The following is a 19,550-nucleotide window of genomic DNA, read 5'->3' on the forward strand; positions in this document are numbered from 1 at the left end:
ACTATGAGAGACAAAACTTTTTTAATGATACCAGGACCTACACCAGTACCAGAATCTGCTTTAATCGAAATGGCAAAACACCCTATGGCACATAGAAGCAAAGAATTTTCAAATATATTAAAAGAAGTTTACGAAGATTTAAAATATGTGTTTCAAACTAAGAACGATGTATTTTTATTTACAGCAAGCGGAACAGGGGCAATGTGTGCTGCATTAGAAAATATTGTTAATGAGGGCGATAAAGTACTATGCTTAGTGATTGGAAACTTTGGAGCAAGATGGGCAAAAATTGCAGAAAGTAGAGGAGCTGAAGTTATAAAAGTAGAAGTGCCTCTTGGTGAAGTAATTAAGCCGCAAATACTTGAAGAAGCTTTAAATAAAAACAAAGACATAAAAATAGTAACACTCACTCATAGTGAAACTTCTACAGGTGCTGCTAATGATGTAAAAACATTATGTTCTATAATAAAAAAACATGGTGCATTATCTGTTGTTGATGGTATAACAAGCTTATGTGCTATGGAGTTTAAAACTGATGAATGGAATATTGATGTTGCATTGTCAGGCTCTCAAAAAGGATTTATGATAGCTCCAGGGCTTTCATTTTTAACTGCAAGTGAAGATGCTTTGAAAATGCATGAACAATGTAAATACCCAAGTTTTTACTTTAATTGGAAAGAGCATAAAAAATCTTTAGCTAAAGACACTACACCTTTTACACCTGCAGTAAGTCTTATAAGTTCACTTCATACATCTTTGAAGATGATTAAAGAAGAGGGAATTGAAAATGTTAATAAAAGACATAAAAAACTTTCTCTTGCTTTAAGAGCTGCTATAAAAACTATAGGATTAAAACTTTTTGTAGAAGATGATAATAATGCAAGCTATGCTATCACTTCAATACTTCCACCAGAAGGAATAACTGTTCCAGATATAAGAAAAACTTTGAAAGATGATTATGATATTATTGTAGCTAATGGACAGGGAAGTTTAGAGAATAAAATATTTAGAATAGGTACTTTAGGATTTGTATGCGAAAGAGATTTAATAATGGCTGTTGGAGCATTGGAAGCAAGTCTAATTAAATTAGGATATAAATTTGAAGTTGGAAGCGGAGTTAAAAAATTAATAGAAGAACTAAATAAATAATATTTTTATAATTCTTATATAACAAGAGTTGCTGCAGTATGCACTCGAAATAATAAACAAGAAGTAAAAAATTATTATAAAAAAATAATACTAAAAAAGTATAACATACTTAAATAAAATTAGATTAATTAAATGGAGATTACACAATGAAAGTTTTGATAACTGATAAGATAAATGAATGCGTTAAGGATATAATATCAGATGTTTCTGAAGTAGTATTTCTTCCAACAATGAGCGAAGATGAGCTATCTAACATTATAGGAGAATATGATGCTCTAATGGTGAGAAGCCAGACAAAAGTAACAAGAAAAATCATAGAAGCTGGAAAAAACTTAAAAATTATAGGACGTGCTGGAGTTGGTGTTGATAATATAGATGTTGAAGCTGCTACAGAGAAAGGAATAATAGTAGTAAACTCTCCAGATGGAAACACTATTGCGGCATCAGAGCATACTGTTGCTTTAATGCTTGCCATATCAAGAAATATAGTTCCTGCTGTAGTTTCTACAAAAGAAGCTAAATGGAACAGAGATAAGTTTACAGGAAATGAACTTTTTGGAAAGACTCTAGGTGTTATGGGTTTTGGAAGAATTGGAAGAAAGGTTGTGCATATTGCTCTTTCTATTGGAATGAAAGTTATAGTATATGACCCATTTGCTACAGAAGAAATTGTACAAAAAGTTGGAGCTGTATACGAAACTTCTTTAGATGAGTTTTTACCTCAGCTTGATTATTTATCTCTTCATATACCAAAAACTCCAGAAACAAATAATATTATAAACAAAGATAATTTATGCAAGATGAAAAAGAACGCTATAATCATAAATTGTTCAAGGGGCGGACTTGTTAATGAAGAAGATTTAAAACAAGCATTAGAAAACGGCACTATAGCAGCTGCGGCAGTAGACGTTTTTGTTAATGAACCAAAGATAGAGACTTGCCCATTAGTTGAATATAAAAATGACAATTTAATACTTACTCCTCATCTTGGTGCTAGTACAAAAGAGGCTCAAATTAATGTTGCTTTAGATGTTGCTAAACAAATAAAACAAGTATTGTCTGGAGGATATACTGAATCTGCTGTTAATATACCTTCACTTAATCCTGAAAAATTAGAGCCTGTAAAAGACTATATGAAGATAGCAGAAAATGCAGGTGAAATGATAATGCAAATATCTAACGGTAAAATTAAATCTTTTGAAATAACAGCACAGGGGGAATTAATTAATTTAGATATCCAGCCACTTGAAGTAGCAGTATTAAAAGGTGCATTATCTTCAATGCTTCAAGATGTAAACTATGTTAATGCTCCTTATCTTGCAAAGCAAAGGGGAATAGAAGTAAAAACAATAAAATCTGAAACTCCTTCCACATTTACAGGCATATTAAAAGTAAAACTAACTACAGACAAAGAGGTTAATAATGTATCTGTATCTTTAATAGCTAAAAACATAGCAAGAATAGTTAAGCTAAATGATTATGATGTTATAATAAAGCCTCAGCCTCATATATTAATAGTACCGCATATAAACCAGCCTGCTATGATAGCCAAAGTAGCAACTGTATTATCAAGTGACGGAATAAATATTGGATCAATGAATGTATCAGAAAACATAAAAGGAAGTAATATGTCTATAATGGCTATAAACGTTGACAGAGTAATAGAAAACGACATGATAGAAAAAATCTCAAAAATAGACGGAGTTCATCAACCAAAGTATGTTAAACTTACTTCAGGATATACACTATAAGGATAAATATAGATGAAATTAGCAGTTTTTGATTTTGACTCCACTTTGATGGACGGTGAAACTTTAGACATTATTGCAAGAGAAACTAATTTTGAAAAAGAGATTTCTGAAATTACTGCAAAAGGGATGAGAGGGGAGATTGATTTTTTTGAAAGTTTAGAAATGAGAGTTGCATTACTTAAGGGAATAAAATTAGAAACTGTTAATGAAATTTGTAATAGCCTTCCTGTGATGAATGGTGCAAAAGAAACTATTCACGAGCTTCACAAAAAAGGCTATAAATGTGTATGCTTTTCTGGAGGATTTAAAAATGCAACCACCCTATTTGCATATAAGCTTAATTTAGACGGAGAGTTTGCAAATATCTTTCACACAAAAAATAGCATACTTACAGGAAAAGTTGGAGGCGAGATGATGTTTTCAAACAGCAAAGGAGAAATGCTTGCAAGATTACAAAAGCTTCTTAATGTTTCCTATGATGATACTTTGGCTGTTGGTGATGGTGCTAATGATTTAAGTATGTTTAAATATGCCAAAAAAAAGGCAGCATTTTGTGCTAAAGAAGTTTTAAAAAAGGAAGCAAATATTATAATAGAAAAAAAAGATTTAACTCTTATATTAGATAAAGTTTAAATATATTGTCAACTTTTCTTATAGTAAAAAGGTTTTACTTTTTTGTATACACTTCACAAAGAACTGCATTTTATAAAATCTACCTTTAGGTGTACATTAAATTTTAGATGTTATATTACATTGAATATATGTTGTAAAACATAAAGTTGTAGTATTTGCACTTTTTGCTGCGGGAAAAAGTTGAGTAAAATAAAAAATATATAATATATTTATAAAAATACAAAATTGATAATTGTTCAAGTATATATATTTTTTATAATTTAAATACAAAATTAGTAAGGATTTTTGAAACATTCTATTAATTAAATAATATAATCGTTAGCGATGCTTCTTAGTCTTTTAGCTCCAAGTACATGGAAATGTCTTAGTTTTCTTAATGTTTCACTAGAGAATGTATTTAATGGCACATAAACTATCTCTACTTTTGTTGTCATTTTAGCAAACTCTTTTAATATGTTTGAAGGCGGAGTAGGGGCAACATAACCTAAATATTTATCCACAGAATAAACTATAGCTGTATACAATAATAAATCAGCATAATTTCTCACTATACCATCTTTTTTAAGCTTAGCATATTCTCTCCATACATCATACGGAGCTTGAGGAGGCATTAAAGAAGCATATCCTCCAAAAAAGCATTTTGATATACCGGGACCAACCAAAGTGTTGCCTGGCTCTGTCGAATAAAGTATTAAATCACTGTCATCATGTGCTTCGCTATACCAAACTATATTCCAATCATAATTTTCATCATGTTCCTCATCAAATATCACAACCATATGCCCAATATTGCCTTTTATCTTTGGAATCTCTTTAACATATATCTCTTTTTTATAATAATTTCTTATAGTCTCACGCATGTCAATACCGTCTTTAATGCTCACCTTAAAAGGCTCTATTTTTGCCTTATCTTCTGTAAGCATGTTTCTAATTTTGTTTCTAAGTATATTCATATGCTTTTCCATAAGCACATCTTCAGGTATATGCGAAAGTAAATTAGTTCTCTTATTCCAAGTGTCAGCCCATTCACCATCATATTTTTCTTTCGGGCGAGTTGTAACATGAACTTTCTTAAAAGAAGTTTTCCATATATTGTCATATTGATGAAGTTTTATTTTTTTGTCTTTTAATAAACCCTCCATTCCGTTAGTAGCAGGGTCGCGGTTTAATTTTATTGTAGGATAATCTTCATCTTCATCTGTGTAGTAAGGATAATATTCCATACCTTCCATTACTTCCAAAGCATAATCATTATTAATCATACACTTTGAAGCTGTAAGCATATCTATATAATCAGGAAGAATATAATTGTCTAATATGCATAAGTTTCTTAAATACTTCATCATATTCTTTTGCTGCAGCATAGATATAGGAAGCTTGTATCTTAATTTAGCCTCTCTAAAAATACTTTCTATAATTTCTATTTTATCAAACTTTTCTAATTCATTGTTTCTGTATTTCTCATACATATAAGAAGTAAATGGAAACTCTCCAAGTACTTTATTTATAGAGTTTTTATGTATATTAAATATTTTGTTGTTATCTTCGCTATATTCAATTTTTTCATTATCAGTTTCGTTTTTATCTTTTTTAAGTAAATTTAAAATATTATCCCAATGCGACATTCCGCAAACAAATAATATTCTTTCATGCTTTTGAGAGATATTAGCTAATTCTCTAGCCATAAATAATTCTCTTTCTTCATCTGTTTTAGTTTTTACAAATGAATAATTGTTTTTAACTTCATTATAAAAACTTTCAAGCCCAATTTTATTTAATAAATAATCATCAGGCATAAGATAATGAGAGTTAGTGTTTATTGATGTAATATCTTTATCTATTGTATATAACGGAAGCTCTTCATCTATCGAAAGCCTTATAGCTTCTATAATAGAATCGCAAGGGTCAATAGGTATATAAACAGCTTCATCTTCTATTTCTCTTATAATTAGGCTGACAAATGGAAGTCTCGCAACAGCATTCTTTAGAGATTTATAAAAGTTCAAAGGCTGCTCTACCACTATAGCATCAGGCTTGAAATTGTAAAAAGCTTCCCTCACAGCTAGAGCAAAATATACTCTTGAATGTATAGATGGGATAGCTAAAATATTATTATATCTTAAAACATTAGAATCAATATTAACAATTTTACTCATAAAAATTAATCAAAAAAAGAATCAATTATACTGTCAAGATTGCTAGTATCTTCTAAATAGGTATCACAAACATCGCAAGTCTCTTGAGGTATTTTGTCTTTTATAAATAAATCTGTAGTAAGAGTAGGACAAGAAGAGCTAGGCAATTTTCCGCTTCTTGCACACACTTCTAATCTCACAACATTTTCAGGCTGAGAATACCAAGTAGGTTTTATATCTTTTAGTGCTTCAACCATATATTTACCCCAAATAGGAGCAGCAACTCTTCCTCCAACTTGGTGGTTGCCAAGAGAATATTTGAAAGAGTCAAAACCAATCCATATACCTGTAGTAAGTTCAGGAGTGTATCCAACAAACCAAGCATCTTTCCAGTCATTTGAAGTACCAGTTTTACCAGCACCCCTTCTAGTAAATCCTGCCTCATACATAGCACTAGTAGCAGTACCTCCTCTAAGTACGCCTGCTAATATGTCACTAATCATATATGCTACTTCTTCGCTCATTACCTGTTTAGCTCCACCCCTAAGACTAATTTCTCTTTTTAAATCCTCTTCAAAATTATCTATCATAACGCCGTATCTATCTGTAACATATCTTATAAGTATAGGTTCAACCTCTTTTCCTTTGTTTGCTATAGTGGCAAATCCTGTAGTAAGTTCTAATGGCGTAAATAAACCTGTACCAAGACCTAATGTTAAATCTGGATTAAACATTCTCTTTGATTTAGCATCATCAGGCTGTGCTTTAAATATAGGCTCTATATATCTTATTGCATTTGTAATACCTACATAATTTACAACATTAACAGTAGCAATGTTAAGCGAAACAGCCAGAGCATATCTTAGGCTAACATCTCCTTTAAAGTTTCCAGAATAATTTTTTGGTATCCAAACTTTTCCTTCTTCTCCTTCTTCAGGAACAAATCCAATAGGAGCATCGCTTACTATAGTTGCAGGATTATAATTAGTGATGTCCATAGAAGCAGCATATACAAAAGGTTTGAATGCACTTCCTGCTTGTCTTCTTGCTTGGGTTGCTCTGTTAAATTGGTTTCTTGGAGTAAAGCCTGAACCTCCAACCATTGAAACTATATATCCATTTCTTGGGTCTATTGCAACTAATGCGCCTTCTATTTGACGAGATAATTCTGCCTCATCAGCTTTCATTACCTCCATCATAATGTCATTAACTTCTTCCATACCAAACATATCTGAAATAAGTGCTAGTGAACTTGATGTGTCTTGGTTAAGAAGTGAACGAACAGCTATAGAGAATTTATTTCTTGCCATATTTTCTGGAAGCTCAAAGAGTAAAGAAAGCATTTCCACTTTATCTATAAGCTCTCTGTCATAGATAGTGCTTATATCCATAGAGCCGCCTTCATATTTATCATTATATTCTTTTAAGGCTTCTGTTAATAATTTTTGTGCAGCTTCCTGTTTTTCTATATCTATAGTAGTGTATATTTTTAACCCGTCTTCTTTTAATGCTTTTTCTCCGTATTTGTCAATCAATTCTCTTCTAACATATTCTGTAATATATGGAGCTCTGTCTATTGAAGCACTGTAAGCAGTAGAGCCTCTTCTTCCTATTTTTCCGCTATAAGAAGCCCAAAATTCCTTATAGGCATTATCTGCTTCATCTTGGCTTATAAACTTCAAATCTGTCATTCTTTTTAATACAACTTTATGTCTGCTCATAGATATGTTTGGGTTATTGATAGGAGAATATGTGTTTGGAGAAGGCGGAAGTGTTGCAAGCATAGCACATTCAGCTAAATCTAAATCTTGTACGTCTTTATTAAAATAAAATCTGCTTGCTGCCTGTACACCATAAACAGAATGCCCAAAAAATATTTGATTGAAATATAATGTTACTATTTCTTCTTTAGTTAGTCTTTTTTCTATTTGAAATGTTACCCATATCTCTTTTAATTTTCTTATAATAGTTCTTTCTCTGGATTTTAATACTATCCCTCTTGCCACCTGCTGGGTTAGGGTACTTGCTCCTCTCGGTCTTTTGCCAACTATCATATTACCAATAGTTCCTCTAAATATACCTATTATATCTATACCGTCATGTTTCATAAAATTATTATCTTCCATAGATATAATTGCTTCTATAAGATGAGGGGGTAAATCTTTATATTCTACTAATGCTCTTTGTTCTGAGAAAAATTCCGATATTACTTCGCCTTTTATATCATATATTTTTGTTGGTATTGTTGGTTTATATAATTCTACTGCTTGAACATCCGGCTGTCTTATGATATCTGCTATTAAAAAAGCAAATACTAAAGTTACTATAGAAAATATTACAACTAATACTGCTATATATATTTTTATAAATTTATTGAGATTCACTTTATTATATTTATTTTTTAAATTAGATAGTTTTGTTTTAAAAAAATCTTTTGCTTTCAATTTTTTATCCTAAATGTTTTAAAGTTATTCTTTATATTATAAAATAATTATTCAATTAATCAAGCATATAAATTATAGTTGATTTTGAAATAATTATAAAATTTTAGTTATTAATAGAGTAATATCATCGAATTGAGCAACTTTATCTCTAAATGTAACAGTTTCTTCTACTATATCATCTAATAACTCTTTAGGATTATCATAATCATTTTTAAGGAGTTCCTTTAATCTGTCGTCGCCGTAAACTTCATCAAATTTGTTAAAAGTATCAGTTACCCCATCTGTAAATAATACTATAGTATCATCTGAGGAATATGATATTTTGTTGTTTATATATGTTTCATTTTTTATAAATCCTAATGGTTTGCCTTTTGTATGCATTTCTTCTAATATTTTTGTGTTTGAAGAGTTATCTTTTCTAACTAAATATTGAGGCAAATGTCCGGCATTAGAATATGTTAAAGTTTTGTTTTTGGTATCTATTACAACTAAAAAACAAGTAACAAACATACCGTTTTTAGAATCTTCAAAAATATGCCTATTAGTATATTTTAATATGCTTGCAGGGTCATCTATTTGAGAGAAATAAACTCTTAATATAGACCTTGTCATGGTCATGAAGAAACCGGCGCCTAAACCTTTACCTGATACATCTGCTATTATAAGGGCATATTTACTGCTGCTTATTTTGATATAATCATAAAAGTCGCCGCCTACATTTTTGCTTGGTATGCTTATAGCGGCTATCTCAAATAAATTATCATTTGGGAAATGTGTTGGAAGTACGCTTTTTTGTAATTGTTCTGTATAGTTAATTTCTTCTGTGAGAGATTCTTTTATTTTTGATTCTTCAGATAAAAGTATATGCATGTAATTTTCACCTAATTGCTGTGCCAGCATTTCTAATAACATCAAATTACTTAAATTATATGGTTTATTAATGTTTCTCTCTGTAGCACATAAAAAGCCTATTATTTCATCTTTTATGATTATAGGGGCTGCTATAAAACTTTCTCTTTTATATCTTAAAGACTTGTTTGGTTTAAATCTATGGTCTTTAGAAACATTTACAGAATAAACAGGCTTTTTAGTTTTTAATATTTCTGCAAGTACATTATCTTCAACAGTAACTACGCCATATTGCAAAATATCTTCATCAATGCCTATAGCAGCTTTAAATTTAAATACGCCATTTTCTTTTAATATCACAGAAACCCTATGTGCTTCAAAAGCTTCACATACTATACTGATGTTGTTATTCAATATCTCATCAACAGTTTCGCATCTGTTAATAGATATAGACATTTCATATAAAGCAGCAACTTCATAAGCTCTTGACTGTGCTTTTTCATAATTAATTTTATTAACTAAAGATAAAGATACTAAATGAGCAAAAGATTTCATTAATATAGTATCTTTTTCTATAAAATTGCCGTTTTTTTTGTTTAAAAGAAATATTGCAGCTATATTTCTTTTTCTAATTTTTACAGGTACAAATAAAATATTTTTTAACTCATCTCCTATCATATCTTTCAAGGGGACGAAATTTGAATCTTCTTTAGGGTCATTAGAATATAATGAAGCTGATGTGGTATATGCTCTTACTGCTATTGGTTTATCATTATCTATAATAGATCCGAAACATTTATCGCCTAAGGGACCTATAGACATTTCAAAGTTTAAATTATTTAATTCTTGGTCTACTAAGTATAAAAGTATTGTGTTTGAATTCATTACGGCTTTTATTTCAGATATAAGTGTTATTAAACTTTCTTCATAATCTGTTGAAGAATTCATTTTTTTTATTATATTGGAAAACACCTCAATTTGCTTTTCAGGGTTATCCATTATTTCGTTTATATTCACTAAAACCTCTACATATTAGCCGTTTGAAGTAGATTATATCATAGTGTATTTTATAGTCAATACAAATAAATATAATATATTGCTTATGGGAGTATGTTTTTTATAAGTTTTTTACATAAATATAAATTTTAGAATTAACAAAATTATCACAAGTAATTAATATATGTTGTAATATATTTAGTTTTATAATAATATATTATAATTTAAGATATAAAAAAATTGATTTTATTACAATTAAAGATTTTTTTAGTTATACAATGTATATTTTATGATGAGTTATATAAATGCTGTTTAATTCTACGGACTTTTTGATATTTTTTCCTATAACGCTTATTTTGTATTGGATATTTCCAAAGAAATTAAGATATATTTGTTTATTTATAGCAAGTTATATATTTTATATGTTTTGGAATCCTAAATATGCATTATTAATGGCTACTTCAACTGTTGTAACTTTTTTAAGCGGTATATTAATAGAAAAATTAAAATATAAAAGAATAGTTGTAGCATTTAGTTTTATAATAAATATTGCAATACTTGTGTTTTTTAAGTATTTTGATTTTTTACTTCAGAATATTAATATTGTATTATCATCATTAAATATAGAGTTAGTAGAAAAGCCTTTTGATATAGTGCTTCCTGTAGGCATATCATTTTACACTTTTCAGGCATTAAGCTATACTATAGATGTTTACAGAGGTGAAATAAAGTCAGAAAAAAACATTATTAAGTATGCATTGTTTGTATCATTCTTTCCGCAGTTAGTAGCAGGCCCTATAGAGCGTTCAAAACATTTACTCGGTCAAATACAGAATATGGATAAAATTAAAAGGTTTGATTATCAGAGAATAACAGAGGGTTTAATTTTAATGCTTTTTGGTTATTTTCAAAAGATGGTGATAGCGGATAGGGCTTCCATATTGGTGGACACTGTATTTAACAGATATTATATTTATAATACAAGTGAATTAGTATTATCAGCACTACTTTTTGCGGTTCAGATATATTGCGATTTTGCAAGTTATTCACTCATAGCAATAGGAACTGCTAAAGTTATGGGGATAGACTTAATGGAAAACTTTAATACTCCATATTTTGCAAGAAGCATAAAAGAGTTTTGGGGCAGGTGGCATATATCGTTGTCTACTTGGTTTAGGGATTATCTATATATACCTTTGGGCGGAAACAGATGTTCAAAGTTTAGAAGAAGCATAAATATATTAATAACATTTTTAGTGAGCGGTCTTTGGCATGGAGCTAATTTTACTTTTATAGCTTGGGGTGCTATTCATGGTGTATGCTATTTAATAGAAGATATTACATCAAAATTTAAAAATAATGTTTTAAATAAATTTAATGTAAAAGTGAAAAGTTTTAGTTTTAAGCTTCTTGAAGTGATTATTACATTTATAATAGTAGATTTGGCTTGGATATTTTTCAGAGCAGAAACTATACATGATGCTTTTTACTATATAGAGAGAATGTTTACTAAAATAGATTTATGGCGTATATTTGACGGTTCATTATATAAATTAGGATTAGACCGTTTTGAAATGAATATACTTATAATATCTTTGGTTGTTTTGTTTTTAGTTGATTTAGTAAAATATATAAAGAAAGAAACTATTTATGTATTTTTGAAAAATCAATGTTTATATTTTAGATGGGCAGTAATATTTTTCTTGTTATTCTTCATTATAATATATGGAAAATATGGTGCAGGTTTTGACCCTAAACAATTTATATATTTCCAATTTTAGGAGCTATAAAAATGAGTGGAGTTAGAAAAAATTATTATGGCAGTCTTTGTACTGAAATGTATGAGATACTGCATGAAAAAGCACCTGAAGATGAATTAAACTTTTATTTATCTTATGCTGAAAAAGGCAAAAAGATTTTAGAGCCTTTATGCGGAAGCGGACGATTTCTTATTCCATTTATAGAAAGAGGGTTTGACATAACAGGAATAGATATGTCTAATGAAATGCTGCAAAAACTAAAATTAAAATTTTCTGATGCGAAAACAGTTCATACTGATATTATGAAATATTCTCCGAAAGAGAAATTTGATTATATATTTATTAGTTCAGGTTCAGTATCATTGTTTACAGATATTGATATTTGCAAACAAATTCTAACAAGAATAAAGAACTGGCTTTTAAAAGATGGTAAATTTGTTTTTGCAGTTGATACAATAAAAAATAGATGTATAGATGATAATGATTATAATATTGCTGTATCCGTTAAAACAAAAGAGAATTTTGAAATAGTGCTTAAATCAAAAAATTATTATGAAGAGAAGACTCAAACTCAGTTTTCGCCATCAATTTATGAAATGTATAATAATACTGAATTGCTTCAAAGTGAGTTTATGGATTTTCAGACGCACCTTTATAAATATGGTGAAATGGAGCAGTATTTAAAAGAAGTTGGATTTACTCAAGTTAAAACATTTTCTTCTTTTGAAAAGGAAATTGCAGTTAATGATAAATGTGATATGTTTTTATTTGAATGTAGTTTTTTATAATTATTATAATGTGGTTGATTACTTAATAAATAATAAAAAAAATTTTATAAAAAAATATTTTTTGTGAAGAAAATTATGAACTATAAAGGAACAATACAATTAGAAAGTGAAAGATTATTGCTTAGAAGATTTAAAATAGAAGATGCAGAAGACATGTACAATAATTGGGCTAGCGATGATGAGGTTACTAAATATTTAATTTGGAGAACTCATAAAAATGTTGAGGAAAGCAGAATAATTTTAACTGAATGGACTAGTCAATACTGTTATAAAGATTTTTATCAATGGGCTATTGTACTAAAAGAGAATAATTTCTTGATTGGAAGTATAGGCTCAGTTGATGCAAATGATAATATAGATTGCATTAGAGTAGGATATTGCATATCAAGGAAATATTGGCATCAAGGCATTACATCAGAGGCTTTTTCTATGATTATTAAATTCTTTTTTGAAGAAGTTAAAGCCAATAGAATAGAAGCGGCTCATAATGTTGATAATATAAATTCTGGTAAAGTAATGCTTAAATGCGGATTAAAAAAAGAAGGTGTATTAAGAAGCGTTTATAGGGATAATACAGGACTTGCTGATGCTGCAATTTATTCTATATTGAGTAAAGAATATTTTAATCAAGTTTAATAATTTAATAATAGGCTGTTTATAATATGATAAGAAATACGATAAAAATTATTTGTTTTATAGTGATATTTATTACATTGCTTTGGTTTTCAAGCAGAGCGTTAAGATTTAAAAATGAAAATGGTATATATCAGGGTGATAGCTTTTATGAACAGAAGACCAATTCTATAGATGTAATATTTTTAGGAAGCAGCCATGTGCATTATAATATTAATCCTGCTATTTTGTATAATGAATATGGTATAGCAGCTTATAATTTTACTTCAGGTAGTCAGCCTATTTGGAGCACTTATCATTATTTAATAGAGGTTTTAAAATATCAAAAGCCTAAATTAATTGCATTAGAGTCTTATATTGTAGCAGCAAGCAGAACTAATGTTGTAGATTATCAGATAGTAGCTGCCACTTATGCATTAAAATGGTCAGAAAATAGAATAAACTCTCTAAAAGTAACAGCAGCAGAAAGGTTTGATGAGTTTATTAATCCTATGTACAGATATCATAACAGATACAAAGATTTAAAAGATGAAGATTTTATACCTTATGCAAATAATTATAATCATTATAAATATTTTAAGGGATATTCTTTTCATAATAAAACATTTCCTGTTAAAAGACCTGATATAGAAAATATTAAAGATACTTTGCCTTTGCTTGAAGAGCAGGAAACTTATTATAGAAAAATATTAGAGTTGGCAAAAACAAATAATATTCCTATTGTTGTAATAGCTTCTCCTTTCCCTATGACCGATGAAGAGGCAATGCATTTTAATAGGGTGGGTGAAATAGCAAAAGAGTATAATGTTCCTTTTATGAATTTCAATCATTATTATGATGATTATGATTTAGATTTTTGGAGAGATTATAATGATTCGGGGCATTTGAATTATAAAGGTGTTCAGAAATACACTTCTTTTTTGGGTAAATATTTAAAAGATAATTTTGATTTGCCGGATAGAAGAGGTGATACAAACTATTATACTTGGGAGAGAAATGCTTTGTATGAGTATAATAAAGTTTATGATATGGGTTTAAGGGATATAGATAATATTTACAATTATATAGAAAAAATCACTAATCTTAATGATTATACTATAGTTATAAATATGCTTGGTGAGTATTCCACTAATGATAATGTGGTTAAAAGTTTGTATTCCAATTTTAATATAACCAATGAAATATATACTAATAATGTTTCTTATGTTATAGATAAAAACAAGCTTGTATTTTCTTCAATGGGTGAGACTAATTATATTTATCATAAAGAGCTTAATAAATATAATGATTTAGTGGTTGACAGCGGAAACAGAATATTTATAAGCAGGAGCAATTTAAGAGAGACAACTAATGGTGTTAACATAATAGTTTATGATAATATCACTTCAGAAGTAGTTGATTATTTTGATTTGCCTTACACTAATGATTCTATATCAGAAACAATAGAAAGAGATTATTAAATTTTTCAAAAAAACTACAACATTTTAAAAAATATATTGTTATATTATATATAATGTTATTCTAAGTAACATTATGTAAAGTTTGAGTAAATATGAGAGGTTATGCATGTATAAAAAATTTATATTTGATAAAATAATATTAATATTAGGGTTGTTATTTATATTTTCATGTTCAAATCCAAACAATCCTAATAACGATAATAATGGCGATGGAGGTTTTACAGGCCCAACAGAAGAAGAATTAATAAAAAAATACGGTATAGATATAGGTCAGGACGATGCGACAATAAGTCAGCAAATAGAGGCGAATTTGAAAGCCTATCATGATGAAATGGGTTCGTATAGAGTAATATTGACAGGAACTCCTAAAGATTATAGTACTTATGAATCTTTATATACTTTAACTTTAAAAGCAGCATTAAAAGTTAGTTCTTCTATGAATATAGAGTTGGATATAAAAAATATTGATTTTCAGGATAATACTATAAAAACAGGTATGTTTAAAGGATATAGTGTTGATGGTACTGAAAATATAGTTATAAGTTTTATATTTCCAGAAAATAAGATAACAACTATAGGAGTAAGGGCGTTTGATAGTTTATACAATACAAAAGAAATAACAATACCTGATTCTGTAACAACTATAGAGTCAGAAGCTTTTTATTCTTCTATCAGCATAGAAAAATTAACTTTAGGTAAAAATCTTAAAACTATAGGTGATCAGGCTTTTGTGTATGCTAATGGATTGAAAGAAGTAATAATACCAGACTCTGTGAAAACTATAGGAATTGGAGCATTCAGCGGACCAAAAATAGAAACATTAAAATTATCTTCTTCATTAGAATCAATAGGAGATTACGCTTTTGATTCTACTAGTATTACAGAACTTACAATACCTGCTTCTGTAAAATCAATAGGAATGCAGGCATTTGCATTTTCTCAGCAACTAACAACAGTTACTTATTTAGGAACAACTCCTAATGATATAACATCAGCAGGAATGGCTATATTTTACAAATGTGATATGCTTAGAACTTTAATAGTGCCTAATGCTCCTGAAACAACTACTGAAGCCCTTAAAAGTAAATGGCAAAACTTTTTGGGCGGCAACTTTACAGATGTAAGAAAAGAATAATAATTTTTTTGGATAGCTTATGTATAAAAAAATTTTATTAATGATATTGTGTTTTTTAGCGGCAATGTCTTGTTCAAATCCAAATAGTCCAAATACAAATCAAATAGATGATACAAATAAAGTTGAAACTGTTACGCCTCCTGGTGAATTAGAAAAGTATGGAGTAGATATTTCTCAAGATGATGATGTTATAGTTAGTCAATTAGAATCAAATTTAAAATTGTATTTTGATGAAAAGGGAAGTTATAAGGTAATATTAAAAGGTTCTCCGAAAGATTATGATTTTTATTTTACAAAAGCAAAATCGCTTGCATATTTAATTTTTAATGCTGCTAATACAGTTGGTGCTAATTCTGTAGATGTAGATATTAGTAATATTGATTTTAAAAATAATGCTGTAAGCAGTTTTATGTTTTTAGGAGGAGAGCTTGTAAAAATACCACTTAATTTTATATTTCCTGTATACAAAATAAAAACTATAGATTCTTATGCATTTTATTTATTATATGCTATAAAAGAAATAACTATACCCAATTCTGTAAAAACAATAGGTGCTTATGCTTTTCAAAGTTGTTTAAATTTAGAAAAAATGACATTAGGAAGCAATTTAGAGACTATAGAAGATGGGGCATTTATGTATTGTCAATCATTAAAAGAGTTAACTATACCGGCATCAGTAAAGTCTATTGGTAATAATGTATTTAATGGTGCATTATCTTTAACTACTCTTACATATTTAGGTAAAACCCCAAATGATATAACAACTAAAGGAAGCGGTATATTTGATAATTGTGCTAATCTTAAAACTTTAATAGTACCTAATGCTGAGAATATAAATGATCCTGCTTGGAAAACTTTTTTAGGCGGTAATTTTACTACAGTTAAACAGAAGTAATTTATTTTGGAGAGTTTATGTATAAAAAAATTGTATTATTATTATGTTTTTTATTTGCAGTGTCATGTTCTAGCCCAAGCAGTCCGAATAGCGGAAGTGATGGAGATATAGTAAATGGAGGAGGCTCTGGAAATGGTGGAGGTTCTGGAGGTGATTCTGGAAATACAGGTGGTGGAGGAGATATACCTTGGACTGAAATAGCTCCGCCTTTGCCTGTTTTAGATGATGAAGCAATAAAGTATGGTATAGATATTTCTCAAGAGGATACTGAAATATCTAAACAAATAGAAGAGAAATTGAAGGCATATTATACTGATAAGCAATCATATAAAGTAATATTTACAGGAACACCAAAAGCTGAATATATGCAGAAAAATTCTCTTGCTAAGTTAGTAATAGAAGTTGCAGAAAGATTATATAAATATAAAAGTATAAATATAGAAATAGATGTTAGCAATATTTATTTTAATGAGAGGAAGATAAAGTCTTCAATGTTTAAAGGATATCCGAGTTCTGGTGATTATACTATAACTTTTAAATTTCCAGAAAATATTATAAGAGTTATAGAAGGGAATGCTTTTTCTCTTTATAGTGAATTTTTAAAAGAAATAACAATACCAGATTCTGTTATTAATATTAATCCTTATGCTTTTCAGGCAGATTATAAGCTTGAAAAAGTAACATTTGGTGTTAATAGTAAACTTGAATATATAGGAGATTTAGCTTTTACATATTCAGTATTAAAAGAAATAACTATACCTGCTTCAGTTAAATCAATAGGTAGCAGAGCATTTGGAAGTTCATCATCTTTAACTACGGTTATCTATTTAGGAACAAGCCCTAATACTATACAACATAGCGGAAATATATTTGAAAATACAGTTAAAACTTTAATAGTTCCTAATGCACCTGAACAGACTGACGAAGAGCTTAAAAGTAAATGGCAAAATTTTTTAGGATGTAATTTTACCACTATAAAAAAAACAAAATAATTAAGAGGAAATTATGTATAAAAAAATTATATTAATAATGATATTTTTAGCAATAATTTCTTGTTCTAACCCTACAACCCCTGAAAAACAAGAAGATAATAATCAAAATATTATCCCTCCTGCTACAGAAGAAGAGCTAAGAAAATATGGTGTGGATATCTCTAAAGATGATGCGATTATAACTGAACAAATAGAAACAAATTTAAAATTATATTTTCAAGAAAAAGGCTTATATAAAGTGATATTGAAAGGAACACCAAAAAGCTCGTATTCTCATCAAAATTCTCTTTCATTTTTAATTTATACAGTGTCCAAAAAACTTTTAGTTAATAATATAATCATAGATATAAGCGGTATTAATTTCCAAAATAATGCTGTAAAAAGTTATATGTTTTCTGAAGGTATTAGTTCTCAAGAAGATGTGATATTTACTTTTGTATTTCCATATAATAAAATTACTGCTATAGAATCTTATGCTTTTCATATGCTGTCTTCTTTGAAAGAGATATCAATACCAAATTCTATAACAGCTATAGGAGAGGCTGCTTTTTTTGAATGTTATAAATTAGAAAAATTAATATTAGGAAATTCTCTCAAAACTATAGGCGATAGTGCATTTTTCACGGTTTCATCATTAACAGAACTAATAATACCAAACTCTGTAACTGCTATAGAAGCAGGTGCTTTTGCATATTCTGGATTAGTAAGTTTAACTCTTCCATCTTCTTTAGTTACTATAGGAGATATTGCATTTTCAGCATCCTCATCTTTAACCACACTTACTTATTTGGGAACAAGTCCTAATGATATAACACATAATGGAAATGTTTTTGATGGATGTACAAAGCTTGCAACTTTAATATTGCCAAATGTTGAAAATCCAAATTACGATGAATGGAAAAACTTTTTAGGCGGTAATTTTACTACAGTTAAACAAAAGTAATTTTATTATGGGGGTATTATGTATAAAAAAATTGCATTAATAACAACATTATGTTTTTTAGTTGTAATTTCTTGTTCTAGTCCAAGCAGTCCAACTAACGAAAATAACGAAGACTCAGGACAAACCGGAGGTTCTACAGTAACGCCCCCTGTTTTAGATGAAGAAGCACAAAAGTATGGTATAGATATTTCTCAAGATGATGCTGAAATATCTAAACAAATAGAAGCGAAATTACAAGAGTATTATGTTGAAAAATCTTTATATAAAGTAATATTTAAAGGTGTTCCTAAAAATTATATGCTAAAAGCAAACTCTTCTCTTGCTGCTTTAACTATAAAAGCAGCAGAAAAAATTAATGCTGATAATATAATAATAGACACTAAAAATATTAATTTTCAAAATTCTACTATAACCGAGGGAATGTTTTCAAGCGGAGGAATAAGCAAAAAAAGATTAAGCTTTGTATTTCCAGATGATAAAATAACAACTATAGAACAATATTCTTTTTTAAATTTAGATAATATAGAGGTATTAACAATACCGAATTCTGTTGTATTAATAGGAGAGAGGGCTTTTCAAGCTATTTATTCATTAAAAACTCTTGTATTAGGTAGCAAGTTAGAAGTTATAGGAGATTATGCTTTTTTGTATTTACAGTCATTGAGAGAAGTAGTAATACCAGATTCTGTAATATCAATAGGCAAAAGTGCATTTGCTAATTCTCGCTTAGAAAAAGTAACTATTTCAGCATCTGTAAAAGAAATAAAAGACTCAGCTTTTAATACTTCCCGTAATTTAAAAACTATTATTTATTTAGGAGTTTCTCCTGATTCTATAAACTGCCATAAAGATGCATTTTTATATTGCGATAAACTTACAACCTTGATAATTCCTAATGCTGTAAATCCTACTGATGAAGCTTGGAAAACTTTTTTAGGCTGCAACTTTACTGACATAAGAAAAAATTAAAAATAATTCTAAAATTTA

Annotated in this window: 15 protein-coding genes; 12 read left to right on the plus strand and 3 right to left on the minus strand. The window is 28.7% G+C overall.

The genetic code is table 11. The features are described from left to right. Positions 1 to 3 precede the first annotated feature (3 nt). From R4I97_RS10505 to serB, 3 genes are all read left to right on the plus strand, one after another. Positions 4 to 1,149 (plus strand): alanine--glyoxylate aminotransferase family protein, encoded by a 1,146-nt coding sequence (locus R4I97_RS10505; protein ID WP_335785001.1) that lies wholly within the window; start codon positions 4 to 6, stop codon positions 1,147 to 1,149. Between the two features lie 146 nt (positions 1,150 to 1,295). Continuing rightward, the gene (gene serA / locus R4I97_RS10510) at positions 1,296 to 2,900 is read left to right on the plus strand and encodes a phosphoglycerate dehydrogenase (protein ID WP_335785002.1); all 1,605 of its coding nucleotides are present in this window, start codon (positions 1,296 to 1,298) and stop codon (positions 2,898 to 2,900) included. Between the two features lie 12 nt (positions 2,901 to 2,912). Continuing rightward, entirely contained in the window at positions 2,913 to 3,533 is a 621-nt protein-coding gene (serB, locus tag R4I97_RS10515; protein WP_335785003.1) for a phosphoserine phosphatase SerB, read from the plus strand. Between the two features lie 302 nt (positions 3,534 to 3,835). On the opposite strand, the gene R4I97_RS10520 is transcribed toward serB, so the two are convergent. The 3 genes from R4I97_RS10520 to R4I97_RS10530 form a co-directional block, all read right to left on the minus strand. Further along, on the minus strand, positions 3,836 to 5,689 hold the full coding sequence (locus tag R4I97_RS10520; protein ID WP_335785004.1) for a conjugal transfer protein TraB: 1,854 nt from the start codon (positions 5,687 to 5,689) through the stop codon (positions 3,836 to 3,838). 5 nt (positions 5,690 to 5,694) lie between these two features. Next, positions 5,695 to 8,112, minus strand: coding sequence for a PBP1A family penicillin-binding protein (locus tag R4I97_RS10525; RefSeq protein ID WP_335785005.1), 2,418 nt, complete (start codon positions 8,110 to 8,112; stop codon positions 5,695 to 5,697). A 93-nt stretch (positions 8,113 to 8,205) separates the two neighbouring features. Then, positions 8,206 to 9,978: a GAF domain-containing SpoIIE family protein phosphatase gene (locus tag R4I97_RS10530; RefSeq protein WP_335785006.1), complete on the minus strand. Its 1,773-nt coding sequence runs from the start codon at positions 9,976 to 9,978 to the stop codon at positions 8,206 to 8,208. Between the two features lie 284 nt (positions 9,979 to 10,262). Between R4I97_RS10530 and R4I97_RS10535 the strand changes: the two genes are divergently transcribed. The 9 genes from R4I97_RS10535 (at position 10,263) to R4I97_RS10575 (ending at position 19,532) form a co-directional block, all read left to right on the plus strand. Beyond that, positions 10,263 to 11,738 (plus strand): MBOAT family O-acyltransferase, encoded by a 1,476-nt coding sequence (locus R4I97_RS10535; RefSeq protein WP_335785007.1) that lies wholly within the window; start codon positions 10,263 to 10,265, stop codon positions 11,736 to 11,738. 11 nt (positions 11,739 to 11,749) lie between these two features. Then, a complete protein-coding gene (locus R4I97_RS10540) occupies positions 11,750 to 12,505 on the plus strand; it encodes a class I SAM-dependent methyltransferase (protein WP_335785008.1) in 756 nt (251 codons plus the stop codon). Positions 12,506 to 12,580: 75 nt separating this feature from the next. Beyond that, entirely contained in the window at positions 12,581 to 13,141 is a 561-nt protein-coding gene (locus tag R4I97_RS10545; RefSeq protein WP_335785009.1) for a GNAT family N-acetyltransferase, read from the plus strand. Between the two features lie 26 nt (positions 13,142 to 13,167). Then, positions 13,168 to 14,598 (plus strand): SGNH/GDSL hydrolase family protein, encoded by a 1,431-nt coding sequence (locus R4I97_RS10550; RefSeq protein WP_335785010.1) that lies wholly within the window; start codon positions 13,168 to 13,170, stop codon positions 14,596 to 14,598. Positions 14,599 to 14,704: 106 nt separating this feature from the next. Beyond that, on the plus strand, positions 14,705 to 15,733 hold the full coding sequence (locus R4I97_RS10555; RefSeq protein WP_335785011.1) for a leucine-rich repeat domain-containing protein: 1,029 nt from the start codon (positions 14,705 to 14,707) through the stop codon (positions 15,731 to 15,733). 19 nt (positions 15,734 to 15,752) lie between these two features. Further along, positions 15,753 to 16,628, plus strand: a complete 876-nt coding sequence (locus R4I97_RS10560; RefSeq protein WP_335785012.1) for a leucine-rich repeat domain-containing protein — start codon at positions 15,753 to 15,755, stop codon at positions 16,626 to 16,628. Between the two features lie 17 nt (positions 16,629 to 16,645). Next, entirely contained in the window at positions 16,646 to 17,620 is a 975-nt protein-coding gene (locus R4I97_RS10565) for a leucine-rich repeat domain-containing protein (protein ID WP_335785013.1), read from the plus strand. A 13-nt stretch (positions 17,621 to 17,633) separates the two neighbouring features. Beyond that, positions 17,634 to 18,563 carry a leucine-rich repeat domain-containing protein gene (locus tag R4I97_RS10570; protein ID WP_335785014.1) on the plus strand — a complete coding sequence of 310 codons (930 nt, stop codon included), beginning with the start codon at positions 17,634 to 17,636 and terminating at the stop codon, positions 18,561 to 18,563. 18 nt (positions 18,564 to 18,581) lie between these two features. Further along, the gene (locus R4I97_RS10575; RefSeq protein WP_335785015.1) at positions 18,582 to 19,532 is read left to right on the plus strand and encodes a leucine-rich repeat domain-containing protein; all 951 of its coding nucleotides are present in this window, start codon (positions 18,582 to 18,584) and stop codon (positions 19,530 to 19,532) included. Positions 19,533 to 19,550 lie beyond the last annotated feature (18 nt).

The organism is Brachyspira pilosicoli (genome assembly GCF_036997485.1).
In the GTDB taxonomy this organism is placed as follows: domain Bacteria; phylum Spirochaetota; class Brachyspiria; order Brachyspirales; family Brachyspiraceae; genus Brachyspira; species Brachyspira pilosicoli_C.